Origin of the sequence: Janthinobacterium sp. P210005 (genome assembly GCF_036231865.1) — a bacterium.
Taxonomy (GTDB): Bacteria; Pseudomonadota; Gammaproteobacteria; order Burkholderiales; family Burkholderiaceae_D; genus Janthinobacterium; species Janthinobacterium kumbetense.
In genome coordinates, this window is record NZ_JAZARC010000005.1 from 365,704 (window position 1) to 391,857 (window position 26,154).

25 protein-coding genes are annotated in these 26,154 nt (G+C 63.2%); 12 read left to right on the forward strand and 13 right to left on the reverse strand.

What is annotated here, in order from left to right:
- Positions 1–157 precede the first annotated feature (157 nt).
- Positions 158–1,678, forward strand: coding sequence for a type VI lipase adapter Tla3 domain-containing protein (locus VPH40_RS20905; protein WP_328574395.1), 1,521 nt, complete (start codon positions 158–160; stop codon positions 1,676–1,678).
- Here VPH40_RS20905 and pbpC read toward each other — a convergent pair whose 3' ends face one another.
- Both pbpC and VPH40_RS20915 read right to left on the reverse strand, forming a co-directional pair.
- Complete coding sequence (gene pbpC / locus VPH40_RS20910) at positions 1,679–3,796, reverse strand: penicillin-binding protein 1C (RefSeq protein ID WP_328574396.1); 2,118 nt, start codon at positions 3,794–3,796, stop codon at positions 1,679–1,681.
- On the reverse strand, positions 3,793–9,540 hold the full coding sequence (locus tag VPH40_RS20915) for an alpha-2-macroglobulin family protein (RefSeq protein WP_328574397.1): 5,748 nt from the start codon (positions 9,538–9,540) through the stop codon (positions 3,793–3,795). Before VPH40_RS20915 ends, pbpC begins: the two co-directional genes overlap by 4 nt.
- A gap of 471 nt (positions 9,541–10,011) precedes the next feature.
- Between VPH40_RS20915 and VPH40_RS20920 the strand changes: the two genes are divergently transcribed.
- Entirely contained in the window at positions 10,012–11,037 is a 1,026-nt protein-coding gene (locus VPH40_RS20920) for an OmpA family protein (protein ID WP_099664883.1), read from the forward strand.
- A 70-nt stretch (positions 11,038–11,107) separates the two neighbouring features.
- Complete coding sequence (locus tag VPH40_RS20925) at positions 11,108–12,055, forward strand: YihY/virulence factor BrkB family protein (RefSeq protein WP_328574398.1); 948 nt, start codon at positions 11,108–11,110, stop codon at positions 12,053–12,055.
- 60 nt (positions 12,056–12,115) lie between these two features.
- On the opposite strand, the gene VPH40_RS20930 is transcribed toward VPH40_RS20925, so the two are convergent.
- The 3 genes from VPH40_RS20930 to VPH40_RS20940 all read right to left on the reverse strand — a co-directional run bounded on the left by VPH40_RS20930 (position 12,116) and on the right by VPH40_RS20940 (position 14,333).
- Positions 12,116–13,312 carry an AI-2E family transporter gene (locus VPH40_RS20930; RefSeq protein WP_369812293.1) on the reverse strand — a complete coding sequence of 399 codons (1,197 nt, stop codon included), beginning with the start codon at positions 13,310–13,312 and terminating at the stop codon, positions 12,116–12,118.
- 72 nt (positions 13,313–13,384) lie between these two features.
- Positions 13,385–13,696, reverse strand: a complete 312-nt coding sequence (locus VPH40_RS20935) for a BON domain-containing protein (protein ID WP_046682432.1) — start codon at positions 13,694–13,696, stop codon at positions 13,385–13,387.
- Between the two features lie 82 nt (positions 13,697–13,778).
- Positions 13,779–14,333, reverse strand: a complete 555-nt coding sequence (locus tag VPH40_RS20940) for a hypothetical protein (RefSeq protein ID WP_099664885.1) — start codon at positions 14,331–14,333, stop codon at positions 13,779–13,781.
- Between the two features lie 265 nt (positions 14,334–14,598).
- Between VPH40_RS20940 and VPH40_RS20945 the strand changes: the two genes are divergently transcribed.
- The 3 genes from VPH40_RS20945 to VPH40_RS20955 are packed head-to-tail and all read left to right on the forward strand — an operon-like array spanning position 14,599 to position 15,610.
- Positions 14,599–15,051 (forward strand): glycine zipper 2TM domain-containing protein, encoded by a 453-nt coding sequence (locus tag VPH40_RS20945; RefSeq protein ID WP_077401560.1) that lies wholly within the window; start codon positions 14,599–14,601, stop codon positions 15,049–15,051.
- A gap of 59 nt (positions 15,052–15,110) precedes the next feature.
- Positions 15,111–15,263: a DUF3309 family protein gene (locus VPH40_RS20950; protein WP_010396415.1), complete on the forward strand. Its 153-nt coding sequence runs from the start codon at positions 15,111–15,113 to the stop codon at positions 15,261–15,263.
- Positions 15,264–15,307: 44 nt separating this feature from the next.
- Positions 15,308–15,610 (forward strand): hypothetical protein, encoded by a 303-nt coding sequence (locus VPH40_RS20955; protein ID WP_099664886.1) that lies wholly within the window; start codon positions 15,308–15,310, stop codon positions 15,608–15,610.
- A gap of 28 nt (positions 15,611–15,638) precedes the next feature.
- Here VPH40_RS20955 and VPH40_RS20960 read toward each other — a convergent pair whose 3' ends face one another.
- From VPH40_RS20960 to VPH40_RS20990, 7 genes are all read right to left on the reverse strand, one after another.
- Entirely contained in the window at positions 15,639–16,793 is a 1,155-nt protein-coding gene (locus VPH40_RS20960; RefSeq protein ID WP_251350777.1) for a patatin-like phospholipase family protein, read from the reverse strand.
- A 134-nt stretch (positions 16,794–16,927) separates the two neighbouring features.
- Positions 16,928–17,266 (reverse strand): hypothetical protein, encoded by a 339-nt coding sequence (locus tag VPH40_RS20965; RefSeq protein ID WP_035826249.1) that lies wholly within the window; start codon positions 17,264–17,266, stop codon positions 16,928–16,930.
- A gap of 21 nt (positions 17,267–17,287) precedes the next feature.
- Positions 17,288–17,674, reverse strand: a complete 387-nt coding sequence (locus VPH40_RS20970) for a phage holin family protein (protein ID WP_034758936.1) — start codon at positions 17,672–17,674, stop codon at positions 17,288–17,290.
- Between the two features lie 18 nt (positions 17,675–17,692).
- Complete coding sequence (locus tag VPH40_RS20975; protein WP_035826246.1) at positions 17,693–17,995, reverse strand: DUF883 family protein; 303 nt, start codon at positions 17,993–17,995, stop codon at positions 17,693–17,695.
- A gap of 58 nt (positions 17,996–18,053) precedes the next feature.
- Positions 18,054–18,614 (reverse strand): ferritin-like domain-containing protein, encoded by a 561-nt coding sequence (locus VPH40_RS20980; RefSeq protein ID WP_369812244.1) that lies wholly within the window; start codon positions 18,612–18,614, stop codon positions 18,054–18,056.
- A gap of 168 nt (positions 18,615–18,782) precedes the next feature.
- Positions 18,783–19,682: an OmpA family protein gene (locus tag VPH40_RS20985; RefSeq protein WP_099664889.1), complete on the reverse strand. Its 900-nt coding sequence runs from the start codon at positions 19,680–19,682 to the stop codon at positions 18,783–18,785.
- Between the two features lie 25 nt (positions 19,683–19,707).
- Positions 19,708–20,112, reverse strand: a complete 405-nt coding sequence (locus VPH40_RS20990) for a DUF4398 domain-containing protein (RefSeq protein WP_099664890.1) — start codon at positions 20,110–20,112, stop codon at positions 19,708–19,710.
- 253 nt (positions 20,113–20,365) lie between these two features.
- On the opposite strand from VPH40_RS20990, the gene VPH40_RS20995 reads away from it, so the two are divergent.
- Complete coding sequence (locus VPH40_RS20995; protein WP_328574399.1) at positions 20,366–22,402, forward strand: AsmA family protein; 2,037 nt, start codon at positions 20,366–20,368, stop codon at positions 22,400–22,402.
- Positions 22,403–22,578: 176 nt separating this feature from the next.
- Positions 22,579–22,797: a glycine zipper 2TM domain-containing protein gene (locus VPH40_RS21000; protein ID WP_010396384.1), complete on the forward strand. Its 219-nt coding sequence runs from the start codon at positions 22,579–22,581 to the stop codon at positions 22,795–22,797.
- 96 nt (positions 22,798–22,893) lie between these two features.
- Here VPH40_RS21000 and VPH40_RS21005 read toward each other — a convergent pair whose 3' ends face one another.
- A complete protein-coding gene (locus VPH40_RS21005; RefSeq protein ID WP_099664892.1) occupies positions 22,894–23,670 on the reverse strand; it encodes a Crp/Fnr family transcriptional regulator in 777 nt (258 codons plus the stop codon).
- Positions 23,671–23,856: 186 nt separating this feature from the next.
- On the opposite strand from VPH40_RS21005, the gene VPH40_RS21010 reads away from it, so the two are divergent.
- The 4 genes from VPH40_RS21010 (at position 23,857) to VPH40_RS21025 (ending at position 26,118) form a co-directional block, all read left to right on the forward strand.
- Positions 23,857–24,531, forward strand: coding sequence for a glycine zipper 2TM domain-containing protein (locus VPH40_RS21010; protein WP_328574400.1), 675 nt, complete (start codon positions 23,857–23,859; stop codon positions 24,529–24,531).
- A 164-nt stretch (positions 24,532–24,695) separates the two neighbouring features.
- On the forward strand, positions 24,696–24,938 hold the full coding sequence (locus VPH40_RS21015) for a hypothetical protein (protein WP_099664894.1): 243 nt from the start codon (positions 24,696–24,698) through the stop codon (positions 24,936–24,938).
- Between the two features lie 183 nt (positions 24,939–25,121).
- Positions 25,122–25,268 (forward strand): lmo0937 family membrane protein, encoded by a 147-nt coding sequence (locus tag VPH40_RS21020; RefSeq protein ID WP_010396376.1) that lies wholly within the window; start codon positions 25,122–25,124, stop codon positions 25,266–25,268.
- A gap of 214 nt (positions 25,269–25,482) precedes the next feature.
- On the forward strand, positions 25,483–26,118 hold the full coding sequence (locus tag VPH40_RS21025; protein ID WP_442906675.1) for an OmpA family protein: 636 nt from the start codon (positions 25,483–25,485) through the stop codon (positions 26,116–26,118).
- Positions 26,119–26,154: the final 36 nt, after the last annotated feature.

The following is a 26,154-nucleotide window of genomic DNA, read 5'->3' on the forward strand; positions in this document are numbered from 1 at the left end:
GCTACTGCTGTGGTCATTACTTATCAGCCCATTACCTTTCTTGCTGGAGTCCACGATGCGCAGCAATATATGGAAACACCTGCAGTGGCTGTTGCTGGTCCCGCCTATCGTCGCGGCCACATTGCTTGGATCACGCTGGTTACATTCGCCCAAGCCCGTGGCAGTCGCAAAGCAGCAAGTGCAGTTAGCGGCGCCCACCGAGCAGGAAAAGCGCGAGTACGTGCTGGAAGTCATCGGCCTTGGCATCACCCTGGACAAGTATCGCCAAGGCAAGCTGTGGGAAGCGCTGCAGAATGGAAATGCCTACGCCAGCATCCGCGAGCAGGATACTAAAAAATATCCTTGGGATGCGATGGAACGATCTGGAATAGCTGGTGGCCGCGGCGGCGACGCGCTGGAAAATGGGGCGAGGGATACTCCGATGTATTTCGGCGTGCCCGTTTTTAACGCAGAACCACCGATCATTAATTCACGCATGCGTGACAGGCCCGACGCACCGGTTATAGGCTTGGCCGCTGGCGCAGCACCTTCCGGCATGCATTGGCATCTGTTCGCTGCCGGTCCGCGCCGCTTCAGCGAATACCCGGACCGTATTCTGGAGGACATATTTGCCTTCTTCGATGCCCATCCCGACGTACCGTACATCGTACTCAATTCAGAGGACAGCATATCCACGCGCGATCTTTACCGGCCAAATGAATCGCCATCACTCGTCAAGGACGGCTACTACATTCCCGAAATGCCCGACGCCTCGGCCCTGTTCGTGCTGGCCCGGCGCGAACGCATCGATGCCGTGCGCAAGTTCGCCTACGACGATGCACCGCCCGAGGATAGCGTCGATGACTTGAATACCTACGGCGTGGCGCGGCGCCTGTATCTGGCCTACTATGACTTGATGGGCACCGTGCCCCAGGAGCGTCTGGAAAGCGATCCGGCAGCCACCACCCGGCGCCAGCCCTCAATCGCCGAATGGCTCCCCGTCGCCGCACAATTCGCGCAGCGTCCCGACATCCGTGGCACGGGCAGCTTCAGCATGCTCGACAAGCTCCAGCACAAGACCTATCACCCGCCGAAAGAGTGGCAGCCCACGCCCTGGTTTCCTGTGCCCTTTAACAAGGAACAGTTGGCGCAACTGGACCGCCTGCCGACCTTCGGCTTCATCCACAGGCCCACGTTCGTCAGGATGACGGATGAACACGGCAAGCCGCTCACGCGCCGCGACCAGCGCGAACAAGCGTTGCAGGCGGGCTGGCAGGAGGCCCTGCACAGCTTGCCGGAAAGCGAACGTCCCGCCGCGCCGGCGCGCCTGGTCGCCGCCACGGGCGGCAATCAGGCACAGTTGGTGGCGCTGCACAAAACCTTGCTCAAGCATGCGGAAGATGGCGGCACGGAACTCGACAGCGGCAAGCCGCAGCAATGGATCGATACGGACCAGCGCCTGGGCAACACGGGCGCGGCCACCCTGTTCGTGCAAATGGCCGTCGGCGTGATGGGCAGCTACCGCGATGGGGGGATCAGTGCCGTGGTGAACCTGCGCAATCCGGAAGAAGCGACCATCGTGCTGGTCAGCCCTCCATCGGACGAAAAACGCCGCACGCAAAAACACCCGCACGGCGGCGACGTATTGCGGCATTACGTCACGCCAGCCATCGACCCGGCGAATTATCCATCGAACTGATTACTTACCCTGTGCGGCAAGCTGCGCCAGTGCATTCCCCCGCACCTGGAACGCCACCTGCGCCACCGTCTTGCCGGCGTCGTCGACGAGGGCCAGCGCATGCTTGCCCGGCACGGGGCGCCAGCTGATGCTCTCCGCTGCGCCGCCCAGGTCCTTGCCGTCGAGCACCCAGCGCAAGGCGTGGCTGCCCTGGGCCTGGAAGAATACGCGCTGCAGGGCAGGCGGGATGTCGGGGTCGATGGCGAGGATGCTGTCGTCTGCCGGATACACGATGGCGGGCGGCTTCACGGTGTCGCCCACGACGGCGATGACGGGGCTTTCCGTGCCGGCAATAAACCATTCGCGGCGCGGCGCTTCCAGCGCGGGCTGGTACGCCACCATTTGCTGCAGCACGCCGGGCGGCGCCTTCGGGGCATGGCTGGGCACGTTCTTGTGCAGATAATCCATGACGTCGCGCCACACGGGCGCGGCGCCCGTCACGCCCGACACGTCCCACATGGGCTTGCCGTCGAAGTTGCCCACCCAGACGCCCACCGTGTAGCGCGCCGAGTAGCCCATGCACCAGTTGTCGCGCATGTCCTTGCTCGTGCCCGTCTTGACGGCGCTCCAGAAATTCGTCCCCAGTTCGTTGCGCAAGCCAAAGGTCATGCTGCGCGCGGCGCGGTCGGCCAGGATGTCGCCCACGATGAAGGCGGCGCCCGCTTCCATCACGCGGCGTTTGTCCTTGCCAGCCTGGCCCGGCTGCAGGCTGGCCGTGCTGTACAGCCCGCCATTTGCCAACGCGCGGTAGGCGTTGGCCAGTTCCAGCAAGGTCACTTCCGATGAGCCCAGCGCCAGCGAAGGGCCGTAGTATTCGGCCGGCTCCGTCAGGCTGGACAGGCCCACGTCCTTCAGGCGGTTATAAAAACCGTCCTGCCCCGTCAGCAATACCGTGCGCACGGCGGGAATATTGAGCGAACTGGCCAGGCTGGTGCGGGCGCTGACGTAGCCCTTGAAATTGCGGTCGTAGTTTTGCGGCGCATACATGCCGGACGCCGTGGCGACGTCGAGCGGCGAGTCGTCCATGACGGACGCGGCCGTCATCAGCCGGCGCTCGATGGCCAGTTCATACAAGAATGGTTTCAAGGTGGAACCAGCCTGGCGCAGGGCCGCCACGCCATCGACGTGGCTGCCGCCCGCATTGCCGACATAGGCGAGAATGTCTCCGCTGCGGTTGTCGAGCACGATGATGGCGCCATCGTTGACATTGCGCTCGCGCAAGGATGCCAGTTGCTGGCGCAGGTTTTCCTGCGCGAAACGCTGCAAGGGACCGTCGAGGGTGCTGGCGACCTGCGCGCCCGGCTGTTTCAACAGTTGCTGCGCCACTTGCGGCGCCGGCGCCAGCTCCGCATACAGGGCGTTGCGCTGCAAGGCCGTCTGCACGCGCTGGCCGATCAGCTGGCAACTGCTGTCCATGCGCCATTCCTTCGCCAGCGCGCAGGCGCGGCGCGTGACGGTGGCCGGCGGCGCGTTCGGCGCCCGCACGAGGCTGGCCAGAATGATGCCATCCGTCTGGTTCAGGCCCGACGGCGCCTTGCCGAACAAGCTGTACGAGGCGGACGCGATGCCTTGCAGCTCGCCACGGAACGACACGAGGTTCAGATACGCTTCGAAAATCTGCGCCTTGCTCCAGCTATCCTCGATCGCCTGGGCCGCGCGCATCTGGTCCCACTTCTGGCGCAGGCTGCGTCCGCCCGAGGACGCCTGCAAGTCCGCATCCAGCTGGCCCGCCAGCTGCATGGTGATGGTGGAAGCGCCCCGGGGTTTCTTGGAAAACAGATTGTCCCAGGCGGCCGTGGCCAGCGCGGACACATCCACGCCGCCGTGGCGCATGAAGCGCTGGTCTTCCGCCAGCAGCACGGCTTGCTGCACGGCGGGCGAGATGTCGGCCAGCGCCACCCACGGCAAGCGGCGCACCTTCATGTCCACGCGCAAGGATTGCAGGGGCGCGCCGCTGCGGTCCAGCAATTGCGCTTCCGAACTGCGGTAGGCGGCCTGCACCTGGGCCGGGGTCAGGACCACCTCGGCGAAAACCTGGCCGGCCAGCAGGCAGCCCGTGACAAAAATCAAACTCTTCACTGCCCCACCTTCACATTCGCGTTCGGCGACTCTCCAAACATTTCCGGCGAATACATGGCTTCGATGCGCGTGGCGGGCAGGCTGAAATCCCCGGCATTGTTCAGGCGCACCGTGTATTCCACGCGCCAGTTACCCTTCGGCACGAAGGCGTAATAGGCGCGGAAGGCGTCGAAGGCCCGCTCCTCGAACGTGGGCCAGACCCAGCCCGTGGATTTTTCGCCGGCCGTCAGCAGCTGCGAATCGCGGCCCAGGCCGTTGCCCAGCACCGTGGCGCTGGCGGGAATCGGGTCGTCGACCACCACCCAGCTCATGTCCGCCTGCGCGGACAAGTCCAGGCGCACGCGGTAGACGTCGCCGCGCGACCACGCACCCGCCGTCTTCTGTTCCACTGGCGTAATGGTTTTCTTGATCGTGTAGCCGCTGGACACGGGCGCCTTGAGCGGGATGGCGGCCAGGCTTTGCACGGTGGCCCACGGCTTGCCCGTGCCGCTGTGCGCCAGGCCCAGGGTATCCGTGCCCTTCGGCCACGCTTGCAGCACGGGGCCCACTTTCGCCGCGCCATTCCACACGAGCGCTTGCGTATCGCCGCCCAGCTTGACGGCGCTGGCGCCCGTCACGGGGGTGGATTCGAATTTGGCCGAGAACTTGGCAATCGCCAGGGTGCCCCAGGCGTTGGCCACCGTCGTATCCCAGCGGCCCTTCTTCTGGCGGCCCATGCTGCCGCGCACCAGGCGGCCGATGTCGTCTTTCCAAGCGGGATTGTCCATCACGGCCAGCAACAGCCGGTTGGCGTTGACGTCGCCGGAGACCATCAGCCACCACCAGTTATCCTTGCGCTCGGTGGAAAAGCCCATGGTCGTGCCCTGGAAGTTCAGGCGCGAACGCAGGATTTGCTGCGCCTCGGCCAGCAATGCATCGCGGCGCGCCAGGCTTGGCGTGCGTTGCAGCAACAAGCTCCAGTCGATGACGGCGGACGTCGGCCACAGGTTCGGGTTGATGCTGATGCTTTCCAGGGCGTCGGGCGGCACCTTGTTCGAACGCGACAAGGCTTCCAGCGCGGCCAGCTTGCGCACGGCCAGGTCGGTCGTGTCCAGTGCGGAACGGCGCACGATGCGGCCTTGCACGAAGGCCGTCAAGGCTTCTTCCATGCGGTTCTTCGTCTGTTCGGGAATCGCATAGCCCGCCTCCCTCGTTGCCGACAGTACATACGCCGTCAGGCTGTCGCTGCCCTGCTCCATGATGGGGAAGTATTTCAGCATGCCGTCGCTGTCCAGGTAGGCGGGCAGGCTGGCGGCCAGCTTGTTCCACGCCTCCTGATCTTGCAGGGCGATGGCTTTCGACGTGTTTTGCTCGAAGCAGGTGTACGGATACGCAGCCATGTACTCGCGCACGCCGGGCAGCTCGCCGCCCAGTTTGGCGACAAAGCTCGTCTGGATGCCGCCCCGGCCCGGCAAGGCGCCGGCCGGCATTTGCACGGACATATTGACGGGCTTGTCGATCTGCTGCAAGGTGGCTTGATACGTGCGCACGGGCGTGGCCTGGCCCACCTTCTGCGTGATTTTCAGCTTGTCCGTATAGCTCCCCGCCTTCGCGCCGATCTCCCACACAATCTGTTGCGCACCGTGCGGCACCTGATAATCCCAGCCCACTTCGCGCGCCTCGCCCGCCGCCAGGGTCACACTCTGGCGCGGCAAGGCCTTGCCGGCCGCCGTGGCGTTGAGATCCACGCTCAAGGATGCGGCCGAAGTGTTGCGCACCGTAAAGCCGGCGCGCAACTGGTCGCCTTCGCGCACGAGGGTCGGCAAGCCCGACAGCAAGATCAAGTCTTGCGAGCTGCGGATGTCCGTGCTGCCCGTGCCAAACAATTCCTTGCCGGCACTGGCGATGGCGACGATGCGGAAGCCCGTCAGCGAATCGTTGAGCGGCACTTGTACCGTCGCTTCGCCCTTGGCGTCGAGCTTGACGGTGCCCTTCCAGAACAGCAGGGTGTCGAACAGCTCGCGGCTGGCGCCCTTGCCGCCGCCACCGCCGGCCGGGAAGGCCTTGCGGCCGAAGTGGCGCTTGCCGATCACCTGCATCTGCGCCGTTGCCGTTTCCACCTGCAGGCTGCGCTGCGCCATCATGGTGTCGAGCAATTTCCAGCTATCGTTGGGCATCAATTCCAGCAAGCCCGTATCGACGGCCGCCAGCGCCACTTCCGCGCCGGCCGGCAAGGCTTTACCGTCGGCGCGGCGCACGCGCACGGACACCTCCGCCTTGTCGCGCGTCTTGTACACCTCCTTGTCGGACACCACCATCACGTTCAGTTCATGCGCCTGCCACCCCACGTTCAGCGGTGCGATGCCCATCTTGTAAGCCGGCTTGCCCAGGTCGACCAGGGCCGTCGGCTGCACGCCGTCGACCCTGCCCCGCACGACAAACACGGAGACATACACATTCGGCGCGTAGTTCGGTTTGACCGGAATAGCCACCACCGGTTCCCGGCCGTTGAGCTGGCGCACATAGGTGTCGAGGATGCCTTCGCGCTCGACCGTGATCAGGGCCGTGCCCGAGCGGAAGGGCATGCGCACTTGCAAGCTCGCTTCCTGGCCCGGCTCATAGCGTTTCTTTTCAGGCAACACATCGATGCGGTCATTGTCGCTGGCGTTGAACCACCAGTCGCCGCTGCCGGCCACCCACGTTTCGCGGTTGGCGACGGCCGCATTGCCGGCACCATCCTGCGTGCGGGCGCGCAGTATCAGATTGCCGCTGGCGGGCGCCTTCACGTCGCAGATCAGCAAACCTTTGCTGTCCGTCTTGCCCGAGCACGCGGGGCCCAGCTTGACGACTTCGCTGCTGTTTTCATACGCATAGAAGCCGCCGATCAGGCGCCGGCGGTGCGAATAGCTGTTGCGCTGGAAGAAATCCACGGCGACGGGGGCATTCGCCACGGGCTTGCCATTGGTGCCCAGCACGGCCACCGTGAACTTGAACGCATCCTTGCTCAGGGCCCAGGCGTCGGGCTTGATGCCGATCACATAGTTGGACGGCCACAGCGGCACCCGCGCAGCCACCGAGGCTGTCTCGCCATTCGCATCCTGGAAAGCCATTTCCGCCACTAGGTCGCGCGGCGTGGACAGCTGCGGCAGCTGGTCGATGACGATGCGTGCGCCGCCCGCCTTGTCCAGGGTCAAGCTTTGCGTGCGCGCAGCCGCCGCGCCCGCGCCGGCAGCGCCATGGCCTTCGTCCTGCCATTCGCCCTCATCGTCGTCGTAGCCCGTGCCCTGTTTCACCAGACCTTCCTTCACGTCGCCATTGCTGAAGCTGTAATCGGGATAGTCGGCAAACGTCACGCTCTTGTCTTGCAGCACCGTGCGCAGCTTGACGGGCGCATTCGTGGCGGCGCCGCCGGCCAGATACGTGATTTGCGCATCCAGGGCCAGCTGCTTCGCCTGCACGGCGGGGGCTTTCGGTCCCTGCAGCACGGCTTTCATGGTCGGCACGCGGAACGCTTCTACGCGGAAACTGCCGGAAGGACGGCCCGCCATCGTCACGCTGTACTCGCCCTGCTTGGCGTCGGCGGGAATGAGCCAGTCGCTTTCCGCCGTGCCGCCGGCAGACCAGCGCAGGGGCAACTGGTAGTTCTGGTCGCTGCCCTGGTGCGTGATGACGATGGACGTCGCGCTGCCGGGGCCATTGTTCTTGTCGACCAGGCTCATGCCTTCGCCCGTGTGCTTGCGGATGAAATGCTTCATGTGCACGGTTTCGCCGGCGCGCAGCAAGGTGCGGTCGAATACCGTGGCCAGCAGGGTGTTGTCGGCGCGCGTGTCGTCCGTGGGCAAATTGAAGCGCCAGGCTTCGATGCCGCCCACCCAGTCCGACAGGGTGAACGTCATGTCGCCGCCGCTGCGCGCACTGATAAAGTAGCGGCCATTGTTCTTGCAGCTGGAATTGGCCAGCTCGCCGGGAATGCGCGCCACACCGTCCGCACCCGTGGCGCCTTGCCACAGCAGCTTGCCGGCGCAGTCGCGCACGGCCACTTGCGCTTTAGCAACAGGCGCGCCCTTGTCCAGCGACGTCACCCACACGAGCGACGATTGCGCGCCATGCTTGAAGTGGGCCGCCAGGTTCGTCACCAGCGCCGCCGTGCGGATGTAGGCCGTCGTCGGTTTGCCCAGCAGCACTTTGCCCAGGATGGGGCTGGCCAGCTCCACCACGTAAAAGCCCGGCTTCTGCAACGGGATGCCGATCACTTCAAAGGTTTTCTTGCCATCGGGGCGCGGCAGGCTGATGGGGCGCGTACCGGCCGCGTCCGCCAACACGGATTTGCTCATGTTGCCCGCATATTGGGCGTACGGCTGCCAGTACTCTCCCCCGTCGCCATTGCCGGCCAGGCGCCGCATCCACTCGATGATGAACTTGTCGTCATTGTCGGGCACGCGCAAGGTGGCGCCCGTGGCAGCGGCTGGCTGGGCGATTTCCTTGCCAGACAGCACGGGCTCGATATTGCGCACGGTGACGGGCAGCAAGCCGTCGCCCTTCGCTTCGATGATGCCGAACGGGGCCGGGAACTTGAGCAGCGGCGGCTGTTCGCCCGTGCGCACCGTCATGGGGAAGCGCGCGCGGTTGAGCAAGGCGCGGCCCGCGTCATCCGTCAATTTCGGCGGCAAATTCAGCACGAAGCTGGCTTGCACGGGAAACGGACCGTTGAAGGTGGCGCCGTACAGGAATTCCGCCTTTTCCTCGTCTTTTGAAATCGTCGGCGCATACGTCTTGCCGCCGCCCTTCAAGGTCATGGCGCGCACCTGCGCCGCGCTCACGGGCGCGGAAAACTGCACGCGCATGGGCAGGAAGGGAATGCATTGCTCCTTCGGATTGCTGCGCTCGCAGCTGAACTTGGCCGTGAAGTCGGGCCGCGTCTTGAACTGCAGGGTTTGCGCCTTGTCCGTGGCGATGCCGCTGGCGCTGGCAATGCCCTCGCCCCACACGAGCGACACCTTGGCGTTGGCGGGGAAGCTGCGCTTGCATTGCAGCACGGTGACGGGCAGCGGCGGCGCGCCCTTGCTGGCGACGGGCATGCCCACTTTCCACAGCGTGCCCCGCTTCTTGAAATACACGGTCAGGTAGCGGTCGACGAAGTTCTTGCGCAGGGTCAATACCTGCTCCAGTTCCTTGCCTTTGAGCAGGCGCACGGGAATCTTTTCATTGATGCCATCGGCGCGGCAATACGCGTTGGCGGCCACGCTGGCCTCGTTCGGCGCGGCGTCCAGGCCCAGCACGAATACCTGGTTTTCATCGATATACGGCTGGCCGTCATATGGTACGGCCTCGACGATGGCCGGGCCGCCCGTGGAAAAGCGGTAAGCGCTGGTACCCTGCAAGACCTGGCCCGCCACGTCCTTCAGCCCCGCTTTCAAGGTGAAGCTGCACGCCACGCCGGCCGGCAAGTCGCGCTCGAAATCATAGTTCCAGTTGCGCTCGTCGGCCCATCGTCCCGCGCCCGCCACGACGGCAGGCTCGGCCTTGCCGCAATCGATGGCGAACGGCGCGGGCAAGCCCATGTCGCCGAACGGCACCATCGGCGTGGCGAACTGGGCCCGCACCTGGCGCACGGCCTTGACCGTGCCGCTGGGCGAAAACAGGGACACGCCGCTATCGGCCCGGGCCGGCATGGCCAGACCCGGCAACAGCAGCAGGCCCAGCAGACATAGCGGGCCCAGTTTGCCAGACAGCGGGGAAGAAACAACACGGGGGTGATCAGGCACGGGTGACTCCTTGATGAAAAGTGGCGGAGCTGGCTGCGGCGCGTAAAAGTTGCCTGAAAGAAGCCCGGCAAGGCAACAGAACGCGGCAGGAATACAACATCAATGTAATATTAGTTATCAAGCTCATCATTGTTGCTAATATACAGTGGCACGCTGGTAACAAGTCGTACGATTGCCTCTGGTCGCGGCGCCAGGAAGTGGCCGTGATTGCAAAAGTTTCCCGAGGCGAATTAGTTTTTTTCAACACCGAAGTCTTTGTCGTGAATCTGCAACACCATTGATATACAACAATGCTTTGTGCGCCAACGCACCGACCACTTGAACCTGCAACCGTATTCTCTAGTCCAACAGCAGTGCATTTATCGCAAGAAAGCGCACCTGGAATTGTTGTCTACCTCTAGCAATAGCATGTCTGGCAGTTGTCGCATTGATGCAGTAGAGAAAATCTCTTATCAACGTTGGGAGTTACTTGTGAATAATCTAAAAAAAATCGCCGTCGCCGCCGCAGTACTGTGCTCCGCCCTCGGCGCACAGGCCCAGGAAATCAATCCCTCCTGGTACATTCAACCTAGCATCAACGCACTCAAACCAGATTCCGACTTCGCCACGGATAAAACCGGCTATGGCGCGGGCTTGCGTTTCGGTAAACCCGTTTCGCCGGACTGGGATATCCAGCTGGGCACCACGTATGCCCGCTCCAAGGATGGCGGTCAGCGCTACCAGCAAAATACGCTGGGCGTAGACGGCCTGTACATGTTCTCGCGCAAAGCCTTCCGTCCCTTCCTGCTGGTCGGTGCCGGCATGCAGCGCGACAAGGACACCAGCTCCGCCTTCGGCGAACGCAGCAAGAGCTCGCCATACGCCAGCGTGGGTCTGGGTTTCCAGTCCAGCATCACGGATCAGTTGTCCGTCCAGGCTGACGTGCGCAATGTGCACGGCTTCCTGCGCGGCAACACCTTCGACCCGAGCAGCAAGTCCAACAATTACTATGTCACCGTGGGCCTGAACTACGCGTTCGACAAACCGCCTGCACCGCCGCCACCACCGCCACCGCCGCCAGTGCGTGAAGAAGTCGTCGTGGTCGTGCCGCCACCGCCACCACCACCGCCGCCACGCTTTGAAAAAGTGACGATGGCGGCAACGGAACTGTTCGCGTTCGACAGCGCCAAGCTGGGTCCGACACAGACCAAGCTCGACGAAATCGCCCGCGTGCTGAACGCAGCGCCGGACGTCAACAACGTCGTCATCAGCGGTTATGCCGACCGCATCGGTTCGCCCAAGTACAACCTGAAACTGTCGCAGCAGCGCGCTGATGCAGTCAAGGAATACCTGGTCGCTCACGGTGTCGCCGCCAACCGCCTGACGGCCGAAGGCAAGGGCTCCACCAATCCTGTCGTCACCTGCGACAACAAGAAACGTGCCGACCTGATCAAGTGCCTGGAACCAAACCGCCGCGTTGAAGTGGAACAGATCACCATCGAACGCCGCGTGCAGTAAGCTCAACAGTGGTACGCCACTCGTGAATAGAAAAAGGGGCTCGCGCCCCTTTTTTGCATTGAAAGCCATCATGAATATTTCTTCCCGCTATCCCAGACTGGCCGGCCTGGCGCCGCTCAGCAAGCAGATGCGCAGCGTCATCGTCTGTTCCGTCACCGAATGGCTGGAACACCGCGCCTCGAGCAAGGGCGCCGCCCTCGCCTATTACACCCTGTTTTCCATCGCCCCCATCCTCGTGCTGGTGATCGCCATCGCGGGCTTTTTCTATGGTCCGGCCGCCGCGCGCGGCGAGCTGATGGGGCAATTGCAGGGCTTGCTGGGCACGCAGGGCGCCGAAGCCATCCAACTGGTGCTGGCCGGCGCGAAGAATCATGAGCAAGGCCGCATCGCCACCCTCATCGCCAGCGCCCTGCTGCTGTTTGGCGCCACCAGCGTGTTTGCCGAGCTCAAAGCCAGCCTGGATGAAATCTGGCAAGTGCCGCCCTTGAAGGAAGCGGGCGCCTGGGACATGCTGCGCACGCGCTTGCTGTCCTTCGGCCTGGTGCTGGTGCTGGCCTTCCTGCTGATGGTGTCGCTGGTGGTCAATGCAGCCATGGCCATCCTCGCCAATTTCTGGGAAGGCGTGTGGAAAGACACGGCCGTGCTGTTTACCATCCTGTCGAACCTGATCGGCTTTGCCGTCATCGCCAGCCTGTTTGCCGTCATCTATAAAATGCTGCCGCGCGTGCGCCTGTCCTGGCGCGACGTGGTGATCGGCGCCGTGGGCACGGCTTTCATGTTTTCCTTGGGGAAATATGCAATTGGCGTGTATATCGGCAATAGCGGCGTGGCCAGCAGCTATGGCGCGGCCGGTTCGCTCGTGGCCCTGCTGTTGTGGGTGTATTACTCGGCGCAAATCTTTTTCCTGGGCGCCGAATTCACGCGCCAGTTCGCCCTGCAGCTGGGCAGCATGAAGGATATGCCGAAGACAGACGATGGCGACGTGCAAGTCAAGATATTGAAACGCCACCAATCCTGAGCCGGCTGCGGCAAGTCAAAACGGCGCCCGCGGGCGCCGTTTTTCTTGAGTTACCGCAAACTATTCGCCCAGCAGCTCGGCCACCACTTCCATGCCCTGCACGCGCTCGGCGACGACTTTCACGATGACGATGATGGGCACGCCCAGCAGCAAGCCCCAGACGCCCCACAGCCAGCCCCAGAACAGCAGGCTGATGAACACGGCCGTGGGATTCATGCGGGCGATGCGCCCCGTCATCCAGGTGGTGACAAAGGTGCCCACCAGGGTGGCGATGGCCATCGACGTGCCCGTCACCAGCAAGACCATTTCCAGCGATTCGAACTGCAAAAAGGCCACCAGGCCCGTGGCGATGGTGATGAGCAAGGGGCCGAAATACGGCATGATGTGCAGCAAGCCGGCCACGATGGCCCAGGCGCCCGCGTTTTCCAGGCCGATCACGCGCAGGGCGATCCACATCAGGACGGCCAGCAAGCCATTCGTGACGAGCAGCATGAACATATAGTTCTGGATCGAGGTATTGATGTCTTCCAGGATGTGCACGGTGACCTTCTTGCGGCTCAGCGACGGCCCCGTCAGCTTGACGAGCTTGCGCTTGAAGGTATCGCCCGACAGCAGCAGGAAAAACACGAGGAAGATAACCATGGTGGCCTGGCTGAGGAAGCCCACCAGGCCCAGCGAGCCAGCCCAGACCCAGTCCATGATCTTGAAGTTGGGCGCCTCGGCCGCGGCGGCGCGGCGGTTGTTGCGGCGCGCTTCGGCACCGGCGGCCACTTGCTCGATTTCATTGGCCACGGCTTGCATCTTCTGGAAGGTGCTGTTCTTGCCGCCCGTATTGGCGGCGATCAGGCGCGACAGTTTATGCGTGGCGGCCGGCAACTCTTCCACGATGGATTCGAATTCGCCCTGCACGCGTTCGACGACGACGATGGAGCCGAACAGGATCAGGGCCGTCACGGCAGTGGCGGCGATGGCGCGCGGCAGGCGCAGCTTTTCCAGCCAGGCGACGACGGGATTGAGGGTATAGGCAATGAAAATGCCGAAGATGACGGGAATGAGAAATTTCTGTGCCCACTGCAGCGCATAAATGAAGCTGACGGTGGCGATGATGCCCAGCGCCATGCCGCGCGCATTGACATGCAGCGGCAAACGCAGGGATGCGTCCGGATTCTCCACGGGCGCGCCGGGAGGTGGCCCGGCAGGCTCGGTGGAGGCGGCCGCCACCGGCTCGGGCGGGGTATCTGTAGGCTGGATATGCATGCGATTCCCGCGACGGTCGGTGGTGGGCCGCAGGGCCAGCCGTGGGGCGGGCCGCTGCGGCAGGTCAGGCCATTACTTGACGCGGATGTCGTTTTTCACCGACTTCACGCCCTTGACGCCACGGGCGACTTCGCCTGCTTTGGCGGCATCCGACGGCTGGGCCACGAAGCCGCTCAGCTGAACCACGCCCTTGAAGGTTTCAACGTTGATTTCCGTCGATTTCAGGGTAGGCTCGTTGAAGATGCTGGCTTTCACCTTGGTGGTGATGGCCGCGTCGTCGATGTACTCGCCCGTGCCTTCCTTGGTTGGGGTCGAAGCGCAGCCTGCAACGGCGAACAGGGAAGCGACGAAAAGGCCAGTAGCGATAGATTTAGTGAATTTCATGGTGGTTTCCTTAGGAGTGGTCAATCAATGTGCTCACAATGAGCTTCTTATACCAGTCTGGTGACTGCGCGCCGGAGGGAGCTCAGTAACCGAACTGGGTTTTTGCAGCCTTGATACAGTCATCCTTGGCTGCGCCGGCTAATGCATCGCATTTTTCTGTCGCGACCTTGTACTCGGCTTTTCTTTTTGCTTCGCGCGCATCGCTGCGCGCTTCGATCACCTTCTTGTCCGCCTTGGCGTCGGCCAGGGCCGCCACCTTGGTGGACTTGGCCAGCTTGACGCAGACATCCTTGTCATTGCCCGTCAGCGCATTGCAGCGCGCCAGGTCGACGTCGTAGTTGGCATCGGCAATCTTGATGCGCGCCTTGGTGTAGGCACGCAGGGTATTCGTGTATTGCGCCTGGGCCACGGCTTCATCGTAGGCGCGCACGGCCTTCGCTTCGGCGATGCAGACATCCTTCGGGTTGCCCGTGATTTTTTCGCATTCCGCATGCGCCAGCTTGTAATTGAGGCCCGCCTGCTCGTTGGCCGCCTTGTACGCTGCTTTCGCTTCCGGCGTGGCAGCCGCTGCCTGGCCGCCCCAGGCGGCGCACGCCAGGCTGACGACGATGGCGGTGAAAAGCTTATTCTTGTTCATGTATTTCTCCCTGGTGGTAGCAAGCATGTCTGCTTGGCATGACTACCGTTTTACGTGGATCGCCGCCTCTCTTCTGTACGCTGCCGTACACAAGTAATTTATTTTGAAAGCGGGAGGCAGACAGGGAGAAATAACAACGTTTTGCGGGATCGCCGTGGTAAAAAATACCATTTCGACACGAAATAAGTACGTGCGGCAGCGTACAGACCGGGGGCGGGGGCATGACTAAGATGGCACTACACCCTCACCTCGTCAGGAGAATAAAATGAAAACCAACGCCACCATGGCTGCACTGATGCTCGCCGCCACCGCCGTACTGAGCGGTTGCGCCACCGGCCCTTCTTACCAGTCACAACAACCATACTATCCAGCCAACCAGCCTGAGTCCGCCATGTACGGCACCGTCGATTCCATCCAGCTCGTGCAGGGCGGCGGACAGACCAGCGGCGCCGGCGCCGTCGTGGGCGGTATCGCGGGCGCCCTGCTGGGCAATACCATCGGCTCGGGCGGCGGACGCACGGCCGCCACCGTGGCGGGCGCCGTCGCCGGCGGCGTCGTGGGCAACCAGGTGGAAGGCCGCAGGCAGCAAGCGCAGGGCTACCAGATCAGCGTGCGCCTCGATAACGGCGAATACCGCACCGTGGTGCAGGACAACGCGAATGACTTGCGCCCCGGCAATCGCGTGCGCATCGTTGACGGCCGCGTCTACCGCTATTAATCCCCTGGCCAGGCTTGCCCGCAAGCCTGCGCCGGACCATGCACCAACTAGGAGATACCATGGGCACCATCATTCTGATCATCTTGATCCTGGCCCTGGTCGGCGTCCTGCCTACCTGGCCGCATAGCCGCAACTGGGGTTACGGCCCCAGCGGCATCGCCGGCCTCGTCGTAGTGATACTGATCCTGCTATTACTGACGGGCAGGTTGTAAAAAAAGGCGCTACGGCGCCTTTTTTATTTCAAGGAGGAAATATCATGACTATCCACAACACACTGTTGGCCACCCTGTTCGCCTGCAGCCTGGCGCCGCTGGCACTGGCCCAGACGGCCACGCCGCAGCCGGGCGACCCGCAACGCTGGTACCAGGAAGACAGCACGGCGCAAGCCCAGCTGCGCACCCTGCGCAAGGAAATCGCCGCCGCCCTGGCCGAAGCCAAGAAAGCCTGCCGCTCGGAACCCTCGGCCGCGCGCGCCACCTGCCTGAAGGAGGCGCAAGACACTTACCGGCAAGACATGGCGAACGCGGAAAAACTGCGCGAAGCGGCCCATCCGCAATAGTGAAGCGTACTCTTGCGACTCGGCCTGATCAGGCGGCGTCGCGCTCGTAAGGGGGCAGTTCGTGCACCACGAGCGGCGTGTCTTCCGTGACATAGGCGAGCCAGCCGGCCGCCTTGATCGCGCGCAAGCCATCCTGGTAGCCCTGCTCCCAGCGCCACTCGATGGAGCCCTTGGAAAAATTGATGTCCTTGGCCGCCATGTGCCAGTCGCGCCCCGCGTACGGCAGGCGCACGATGTGCATGGTGCTGTCGCAGCCCAGCGCGACCAGCTCTTCCGTCTGCTGGCGGTTGTGCTTGGTGTCGGGCAACCCGGCGTACAGTTCGCGCAATTTGCGCTGCAAGGTATGCGTATTGACATAATCGGCGATATGCCGCTTCGAGCGCGACGCGAAGGTGACATCCTTTTGCCGCGTCTGCACTTCGTCGAGGGTGGTCGGTTCCGGCCCTTCCGAGCTCCACAGGTCCACCATGAAGACGAGGGTGTCCACGTGGGGCGTGTCGTCGAGCACGGTTTCCAGCGGCGTGTTCGAATACAGGCCGCCATCCCAATACAGATCGCCATCGACGCGCACGCCGGCAAAGCCGGGCGGCAAGGCGCCGCTGGCGCGGATATGGTCCGCCGTCAGGGGTTGCTGCTGGCTGTCGAAACTGGTGAGGCTGCCGCATTTGACGCGCAGGGCGTTGACCGTCAGGCGCATGCCGCCGGGCTGGTTCAGGTAATCGAAATCGACCAGATCCTCGAGGGTGCCGGCCAGTTCGCTGGTGTCATAGAAGCTGGCCTCTTCCGGCTTGACGGCGATTCCTGCCGGAAACATGCTGAAGGAACGCGGCTTGAAGAAGCCGGGCACGCCCCGCAGCACCGTATCGAGCGTGGCCAGCCAGATGTTCGAGCGGCGCTGCTGGTCCGATACCAGGTTCATGTCGATGCTGTCGCGGTGCGCCACGCGCTGCCAGAACTGTTTCAAGCGCACGAGCCGGTCTTCGTGCTTGTTGCCGGCAAGAATGGCGGCATTGATGGCGCCGATCGAGGTGCCCACCACCCAGTCGGGCGCCAAGCCATGTTCGTGCAGCGCGTGGTAGACGCCAGCCTGGTAGGCGCCCAGTGCGCCGCCGCCTTGCAGCACCAGCACGATGCGCAGGCGCGAGGGATTTAACTGATTGATCGGTGTCTTTGAATTCGTCATCGAGATGGCCCTCTGTCCGCCGCGCGGGTGCGGCGTGAATCATTGTAAGGGATTGCGCCGGCACGTGCCGGACGTTGGGTACGGGCAAAAAAAACGCCGTCGATGACGGCGTTCCTGTGCAACACGGCTGGCGTTCAGCGCTTGCGGCGCAGCCAGCTGGCGGCAACGGCGGCCACGGCCACGAGGACCAGGGCCGGCTTGACCAGCTTCTTACGTCCGATAAAGGACAGCGCCGTCAGCACGTAAGGCATGGCGCCTTGCAAACGCATGCCGCCCGGCGCCAGCAGGGATTCGACGCGGTGGCCGGCAAAGCCGACGGCCGTTTCGACCACGCCCTGCAGCATCGATTCGGGACGCAATGCGTAGCCCACGTTGGCGCGCGCATGCACGATGCCCACGCGGTACATTTCACCCTGGGCGATCAGCAGGCGCTTGCGGGCGGCTTGCGCCGCCAGTTTGTCGTTTTCCGACATGAATTCTCCTCGTAAGGCCGCTTACATCAGCATGTCGCGGTCGGCCTTCAATTCCGCCATGGTGGCCGGCATGGACAGCTTTCCTTGACGCAACATGGCGCGCGCATACATGACCAGGGCGATCGCCAGCAGTACGAACACGACCGTCATGATCGCCAGGATCTTCCAGCCCAGGCTATCCCAGGCCAGGAAGACGATCAGCACGCTGCCGTAAGCGATGGCAAACAAGCCCGCCACGGTCGCCAACGCGAAAATGACAATCAGCTGCAGCATGTGATTGCGCACTTCCGACAGTTCGATGGTGGCCAGTTCCAGCCGCGACAACATCAGTCCGACGGCGTTTTTGGCCAGGCCGGCGACCGAGCCGATCAATCCCGGCCCCTGGTGAGACGAAGCAGACTTGTCCATATCGCTCCTGACAGTGGATTACTTGCGGCCCAGGATGAAGCCAACCAGCACGCCGACGCCAGCGGCGACGGCCACGGTACGCCATGGGTTTTCCTTGACATAACCGTCTGCCTGGGCAGCCATCTGCTTGGTGGCAACGATGGCCGATGCTTGCGCTTCATGCGCCTTGGCCAGCGCGGCATCCAGGGTTTTCATGCCCTTGACGCGCACTTCGTCGGCTTTTTCGCCGGTCAGGGCGGCAGCGGCGCTGAACAGGGCCTGGGCATCCTTGACCAGGGTTTTGACATCGTTATTGACGGTGGTGATATTGTTTTCCAACATGGTTTAGCTCCTTAGCTGTGGATGAATGTAGTTACTATACCTACTTTACTCAAAAACACTATTCCATTAGATCGCGCATATCATCGGCGTGCTCTTCCTCAACAGCCATGATTTTGATCAACAAATGGCGTGTGGTCGGGTCTTTGTCGCCGATTTTCACGATCATCTGGCGATACGACTCGATCGCCACCCGTTCCGCGATCAGATTGGCACGCACCATGCTTTGCACGTCTTCGGAGTCATCATACTCGGCATGGCTACGCGCAAGCAATGTTGCAGGATTAAAATCTGGCTTGCCATTCAATTGCACGATGCGCTCGGCCAGCCAGTCGGCGTGTTCCTGCTCCTGCTGCGCATGTTCCAGGAACTCGGCCTTGATGGTGCCGTTGTCGCGTCCGCTCACGGTGTAGTAATGGCGTTTATAGCGCGCAATACACACCAGTTCGGTGGCCAGCGCCCCATTCAACAGGGTGATCAACTCCTGGCGGTCGCCCTGGTAGCCGGCCGTGACGGCGCCGTCGTCCAGGTTTTTCGCGGCGGCGCGGATGGCGGCCGTATCGATGCCAGCTGGAATCTCAACAGATGTTTGGGTCATGATGTTTCCTTTCAAGTCTTGCATGGGTATCCACCGGCCAAGCTTCGGCCGGTGCTGCCTACTAACAAATCAAACACCTGGCAAAACCGTAGCGAGCGGCAGTGAATTGTGGCCGAGAAGCGGAGCTGTGCTATAGCACAGTGAGCATCGGAGGCCGCAAGTCGCGACGCGCAGCAGGTTTGGCCTGGTGTTTTAGCGGCGGGCGGGAATGGCCGTGTTATCTTCCGACAAGACGATTTCCACCCGGCGATTCAGCTGGCGGTTTGCCGCCGTATCGTTGCCGGCGGCCGGGTAAGCGGCGCCGTAGCCTTTCGTGGCGATGCGGTCGCGGCTGATGCCTTGTTCCAGCAGCGCATTGCGCACGGACTCGGCGCGGCGTTGCGACAATTCCAGGTTGTGCGCGGAACCGCCCGTGCTATCCGTAAAGCCTTCGATCAGCACGGTGCGCTGCGGATTGTTTTTCAGCACGTCGGCCAGCTTGCGCGCCGTATTCGCGCCATCGGCCGTCAGGTTCGCCTTGTCCGTGCCAAACAGCACGTCGCCCAGGGTGATGACCATGCCGCGCTCGGTTTTCTTGGCGGCCAGGTCGGCCAACTGCGCTTCCAGACCGGCGGCTCGGGCTTGCGCATCGCGGGCCGATGCTTCGGCCGCTTGTGCCTGGGCCTTGGCCGCTTCCGCATCCGCTTGCGCCGACTGGGCACGGGCCGTGGCCTGGTCAGCCTGCTGCGTGCGCGCATCGAGGCGCAACTGGTCGCGCTGCTTGCCGGCGTTGGCGATATCGGCTTCCGCTGCCTTTTGCTTGGCAACTTCTTGCGCCGTGGCTATCTTTTGCTTGGCCAGGTAGGCCAGCTTGTCGACTTTTTCGCTATCTTCCTGGCGCGTGGCGGCCGCGTTTGCCGCTTCCAGCGCAGCGCTCGCTTCGCGGAATTCGCGTGGCGCATAGGTCGACACGATCGGATTCGATTGCGCCGCCATGTAGTCGCCGCGCGTCTGGTCGAGCAGGCTGGTGGTGGTCGGTGCGGAGCTGCAGGCGGCAACCAGAGCGGCCATGGCCAGCAGGCCGGGAATGGTAGTGTAGGTAGCTTTTTTCATGATGGGGTCCTGTTATTGTTGTTGCTTATTGTTTTGGGGCTTGCTGATTGGCACGGTCGAGTTCTTCGCGCATGACGCGGATGTTCTCGTTGATTTCATCGGCGGCCGATGTCGCCTTGGCCGAGTTGGCCTTGCTTTGCGCCAGCTTGGCGTCCGCTTGCGCCTGGTCGGCCAGGTCGCGCGCCGTCTTGTAGTCGCGGTCTTTCAAGGCCTGGTTAGCCATGCGCATTTTTTCGCGGGCCGAACGCATTTCATCGGGAGCCAGGTCGGCGGCGCCGGCGCTGGCGGCGTTATCGACGGCGGCGCGCGACACGGCGACATCGGCCGTGGCGGGCGTTTTCAGGCTGGAGCAGCCCGTCATCAGGACGACGGCGCTGATGCAGGCAGCCAGGGCGGTCAAGGGGGTTTTGATGGAATCTCGGTTTGTCATTTTTCTTCTCCTGGAGAGTGAGGTAACGATATAAGTCATACATGGAACGAATCAGGAACTGCGTTTGATGTATGACGTTATAGGCCCCGCATCCCCGCATATCCGTTCGGTGCCGCACATAGGGTAGGAAATCGACAATACTTGCATGGGCAACGTGCGCCAGCGCACGTGTCCGCCAGCAAAACCTGAAACAGGCCCGGCTTTGGAGCGATTCCTGTAGCATCGTGACTACTTGTACAGAAAGAATCAGCTCATGCCGCTCTCCCGCCGTCAAAAAATCGCCCTCGCCAGTACCGCCGTGCTGATCGCCCTGCCCGTCACGGCCGCCGTCGTCCTGCTGAACATGGACTGGAACCGCGCCAAGCCCTGGCTCAATGCGCGCGCCAGCGATGCGCTGGGGCGGCCGTTTGCCATCGAGGGCGACCTGGCGCTGACGTGGCAGCAGCCAACCACCGCGGGGCAAAAAACCTGGCGCGACTATCTGCCCTGGCCGCACCTGCAGGCAAAGGACGTGCGCCTGGGCAACCCGAACGCCATGGCGGACACGGGTGAGAAGGGGCAACTGGCCACCGTGAGCCAGCTGGCGTTCTCGCTCAATCCGCTGGCCCTGCTGGACAAGAAAATCATCATCCCGCAATTGCGCTTCGACACGCCGCAGGTGCGCTTGCTGCGCAGCAAGGACGGCAAGAACAACTGGACCTTCGACAAGCAGGACCAGCCATCGCCTTGGCAGCTGGAATTGCAAAGCGTGGTCTTCAGCAAGGGCACCGTGACCCTGGACGATGGCGTCAGCAAGACGGCGATGCGCGCCGATGTCGACACCATCGCGGACGATGCGCGCTACGGCATCGCGTGGACACTGTCCGGCACCTACCGCGGCGAAACCGTCAAGGGCGGCGGCAAGGCGGGCGGCGTGCTGTCGCTGCAGCGGCAAGGCACGCCCTTCCCCATCCAGGCCGACATGCGCGCCAGCGGCAGCAGCGTGGCCATCGAAGGCACCCTGACCCGCCCGACAGACTTGGCCGCGCTCGACGTGCGCCTGAAAATATCCGGGCCCAGCATGGCGCGCCTGTATCCGTTGACGGGCGTGCTGCTGCCGGAAACGCCGCACTTCAGCACGGAAGGCCATTTGACGGGCACCCTGGCGCCGCGCGGCGGCGAATGGGTGTACGACCAGTTCAGCGGCAAGGTGGGATCGAGCGACATCAGCGGCAAGCTGGCCTTTTCCGCCAGCACGCCGCGCAAGCGCCTGACGGGTGAAGTCCACTCGCGCCTGCTGCAATTTTCCGACCTGGGTCCGCTGGTGGGCGCCGATTCCAGCGCCAGCAAGAAGGAACGGGGCGTGCCATCGACGCAGCCGGCCGGCCGGGTCTTGCCGGTGGAAACCTTCAAGACGGAGCGCTGGACCAGCCTGGACGCCGACGTGCGCTACACGGCCGAGAAGATCACGCGCGATGCCGAGTTGCCGATCAGCAAACTCGACACGCATGTGGTGCTGACGGACGGCGTGCTGTCCTTGACGCCGCTCAACTTCAACGTGGCGGGCGGCACCCTGACGTCGCAGATCAAGCTAGACGGCAGCGGCAAGGTCATCGCCAACGGCATCGCGGCCGAACTCAAGGCCAGCGCCCGCCATCTGCACATCCAGCAACTGTTCCCCCGCCTGCCGGCCCTGCAAGCGAGCGTGGGCGAAATCAATGGCGATGCGTCGCTGTCGGCCACGGGCAATTCCGTCGCCACGCTGCTGGGCAGCTCGAACGGCGAAGTGCGCGCGCTGATCAACCGGGGCAGCATCAGCAAGCTGTTACTGGAAGAAATGGGCTTGAATATCGGCAGTATCGTGCTGGCCAAGCTGGCAGGCGACAAGCAGGTCAAGCTGAACTGCATGGCGGCCGACTTCGCCGTCACCAAGGGGCTGATGCGCACGCGCCAGTTCATCGTCGACACGGATGACGCCATCCTGCATATCGACGGCACGGTGAACCTGGCCGATGAACGGCTGGACCTCACCCTGCGGCCGGACAGCAAGGGCTTGCGCATCTTTTCACTGCGCTCGCCCCTGTATGTGCATGGCACTTTCAGCAAGCCCGACGTGAGCGTCGACAAGGGCGTGCTGGCCCTGCGCGCCGGCGGGGCACTGGCGCTGGCCGTGGTGGCGCCCGTGGCGGCGCTGCTGCCGCTGGTCAACACCGGCCCCGTCGAGGATAGCGAATGCGCGGCCTTGCTGGCCCAGGCGCGCGTGAAACCGGTGGCGCCCAAGCCGGGCAAGCCCGTGCGCAAGGCCCGCTAAGCGCGGCTGTGTGCTTTTACAATTGTTACACCCCTATGTGCGTTGCCGAACAGACCCTGCCTTGCCGCAAATCTATTCTGTGATCGTGCCTGAAACACCCAAGACGTGGCGATACGAAGTCCCACCGGCCCATACCATGCCGGCGCCACGAGGTCCGAATTCATAGGAGAACTATCATGCAAATCATTAAAAAAATCGCCGCTACCACTTCCGTTGCCGCCCTGCTGCTGAGCCTGACGGCTTGCGCCAACATGTCCGGCCAGGATAAGAACACGGCCATCGGCGCCGGCATCGGCGCCGTTGCCGGCTCCGTGCTGACGGGCGGCAGCGCAGTCGGCGCAGTCGGCGGCGCCGCAGTCGGCGGCGTGATCGGCAACCAGGTCAAGCCGAAGTAATCGTTGATCAAAAAAGCGGGGTGGGTGCCCAGGCGCCCGCCCCGCTTTTTTGCGTCCGGCTTCCGTTGATGAAATTGAAAAGTTACTCCGAGGAAATCAGACGAAGACGTTGGCCATGCCGATGGCGCCGCTATCCTTGACCAGCTCGTAGCAGCGGCAGGAAACGGCTTCCAGGCCGGCCGAATCGAGGATCTCGATATTGCCGCGGCTGTAGGTGATGAGTTTTTGCTGTTGCAGCGCGCTGGCCGCCTTGGTCACGCCGACCCGCCGCACGCCCAGGGTGTGGGCAAGGAATTCATGCGTGAGGTGAAATTTTTCCGACTGCAGGCGGTCGCGCGTGATCAGCAGCGAACGGGCCAGGCGCGCCTCGAGCACGTGGAAGCGGCTGCACACGGCAATCTGGATGGCTTGCGCCAGCAAGGTGTCCGTGTAGCGGTACAGCAAACGCTGCAGGGATTCGAGCTGGGCGAACTCGGCGCAGAACTCCGCGCGCGCGATGCGGCTGGCCGTACCGGAACGTTGCACCACGGCACGCACTTGCGCCAGGTCATGACCGAGCGCGACGGACGCGCCCAGCACGCCTTCGCGGCCGACGGAACCCACTTCCAGGGTCATCCGCCCTTCCGCCACGGCCAGCAGCGAGATCAGGCAATCGCCGGGGAAATAGATGTGGCCGATAGGCTGGCCCGGTTCGTACAGCACCTCGCCCACCTCGACCGTGACGGTGTCGAACAGCGCCGTCAGGTGCCGCAAGTCGTGCTCGGGCAGGCTGGCCAGCAAGCGGTTGCCGGCGTCTGGCGCACCCACGGGCGAACCCAGGCCGGATCGGCCTGCATCGCGGGGCAGGGTCATACTGGCAGTCGTTGGTGGCATTGCTTTTCCTCGGCGTCGTTACAACTCGACATAATTTTTACCTAGCCTACGGTGCAGTACCGGCCCTGTATGTACGGTGACGCACGGAAGCGGAGCAAGCGGCACAGCACACTGGCAACAGACGCACATAACACGCAGAACACGCACTACCCTTTTTACTATTTTAAAAAAACCAAGGAGCCTTCCATGACTACCACCACCAAATCCCTCCATCCGCTGGTGCTTGCCGCCGCCGTCGCCGTCCTGCTGTTTTGCGGCGTGGGCACGGCTGCCCTGATGGGCTGGCTGCCCTCCTCCCAGGGCGACACCCAGCCGCTGGCGGCCAGTACCTCGGCCGAGCAGATGGCCAATCTGCAGGCAAACCAGCCGCCAGCGAACCTGCAGCCTGCCGGCGCCTTGCCGCTGGCCGCCCTGCCACCGCAGCAGCAGCAGCAGCAGCAGCAGCAGCAGCAGCAACCACAGCAGCAACCCGTGCGCCAGCCGCAGCCGCAGCCACAATACGCGGCCGCCCCGGCGCCGCAGGTGTGCGCCAATTGCGGTGTGATCGAAGCCATCCATGAAGTCAATACGCGCGCCGAAGGCAGCGGCGTGGGTGCGGCCGGCGGCGCCGTCGTCGGCGGCTTGCTGGGCAACCAGGTGGGCGGCGGCCACGGCAGGCAATTGGCCACCGTGCTGGGCGCCGTCGGCGGCGCCGTGGCCGGCAACCAGATCGAAGGCAGCGTGCGCGCCACGCGCAGCTACAACATCGTCGTGCGCCTCGATAACGGCAAGACGCGCACCGTGCACCAGAGCGCCGCGCCGAACTGGCGCCAGGGCGACCGTGTGCGCGTCGTCAACGGCGGCTTGCGCGCCATGGGCTAAGCGAACCGCGGCGGCGCCGCTGCCGCGATTAGTTGCAAATTAAACACACGCCCGGCTTGTCCGGGCGTTTTCTTTTTGGCAATGTTCGCTGGCGTACAGATGAGCTTGTCGTCCCGCGAGATGATGCATTCAGGAAAGTTCAACGGAATGTCAAAGGAGACGCCATGGAAGACGACAAGACAGGCAGCAACAGGATCTGGCTGGGCTTTATTGGCGGCGGCTTGCTGGCCACCGCGCTGGGCTTCTGCGCACTGGACCTGGCGCCGCCGGCGGGCAGCCCCGTATTCGGCGTCATGCTGCTGCTCACGGGCGGCATGGTCAGCTGCCTGGCGGGCGCAGTCGGCATGGCCGGCATGCTGGCGTGGGTGCCGGGCATGGCCGATGAACACGCGGACCGCCCCCGATAGTTGAGCCTTGTGTACGACAGCGTACAGAACGCAAGGGAAACAAAGTAGACACTTAGTCATGGCATCAGCGTTCAGCGACCCGGTCGCCGCGCAATGACAAGAACCGATGACGGCGCCACGCGCCAGCGCCTGCAAGGCCACGGCAGTCGCCGTCATCCACACATTACTCTCGGAGGACACATCATGCTGTATACAATCGCCGTCGTACTCATCATTCTTTGGCTGCTGGGCCTGGTAACTTCCTATACCATTGGCGGCTTCATTCACATCCTGCTGGTGGTCGCCGTGATCATGGTGCTGCTGCGCCTGATCAGCGGGCGCGGCTTATAGCCCAGGCCCTTAGCCGGGTCTGACAAGAGCGGCGCGCGTGCAAACGGGCGCCGCCTTTTGCCGTATTTTTCGCACGGTGTGCGCGCACTGGCAAGCGGCGTCGTTTTGCAGTAACGTGTACGGGTAGTCCTGGGTATGTCCCCATAACAAAACAAGGAGAAAATCCATGAAAGAAACATTCAAAAAAGGCCCTGGCGCCAAATCCCTGATCGGCATGCTGGTGATCGCATTGGCCGCCACCGGCTGCGCGGACATGTCCTCGACGCAACGTGGCACGGCCACGGGCGCCGGCATCGGCGCGGGCCTGGGCGCCTTGATCGGCGGCACCACCGGTGGCGGCAGCAGCGGCCGCACGGCCGGCGGCGCCCTGCTGGGTGCGGCGGCTGGCGCCGTGGTCGGCAATATCTGGTCGAACCGCATGGAAAACCAGAAGCGCGCGATGGAACAGGCGACACAGGGTACTGGTGTGCAAGTGTCGCAAACGGCCGATAACCGCCTGAAAATGGAAATTCCAAGCGATATTTCCTTCGATACCAACCGCGCCGACATCAAGGGCAACTTCCGCCCCATCCTCGACCGCTTCGCCGCCACCCTGAATGAAAACCCGAACACGACGGTCAGCATCATCGGCCATACGGACAGCACGGGCAGCGATTCCATCAATGAACCGCTGTCGGTGGAACGCGCGGCCCACACGCGCGACTACCTGTCCATGCGCGGCGTTTCGCCGACCCGCGTCGTCACGGAAGGCCGCGGCGCCCGCGAGCCGATCGCCTCGAATGCGGATGCCTCGGGACGCGCACGCAATCGCCGCGTGGAAATCTACGTAGCCGAAATGGCTCCACGCTAAGCTGACACACGTCAATAAAAAACCCGCCGGCAAGTG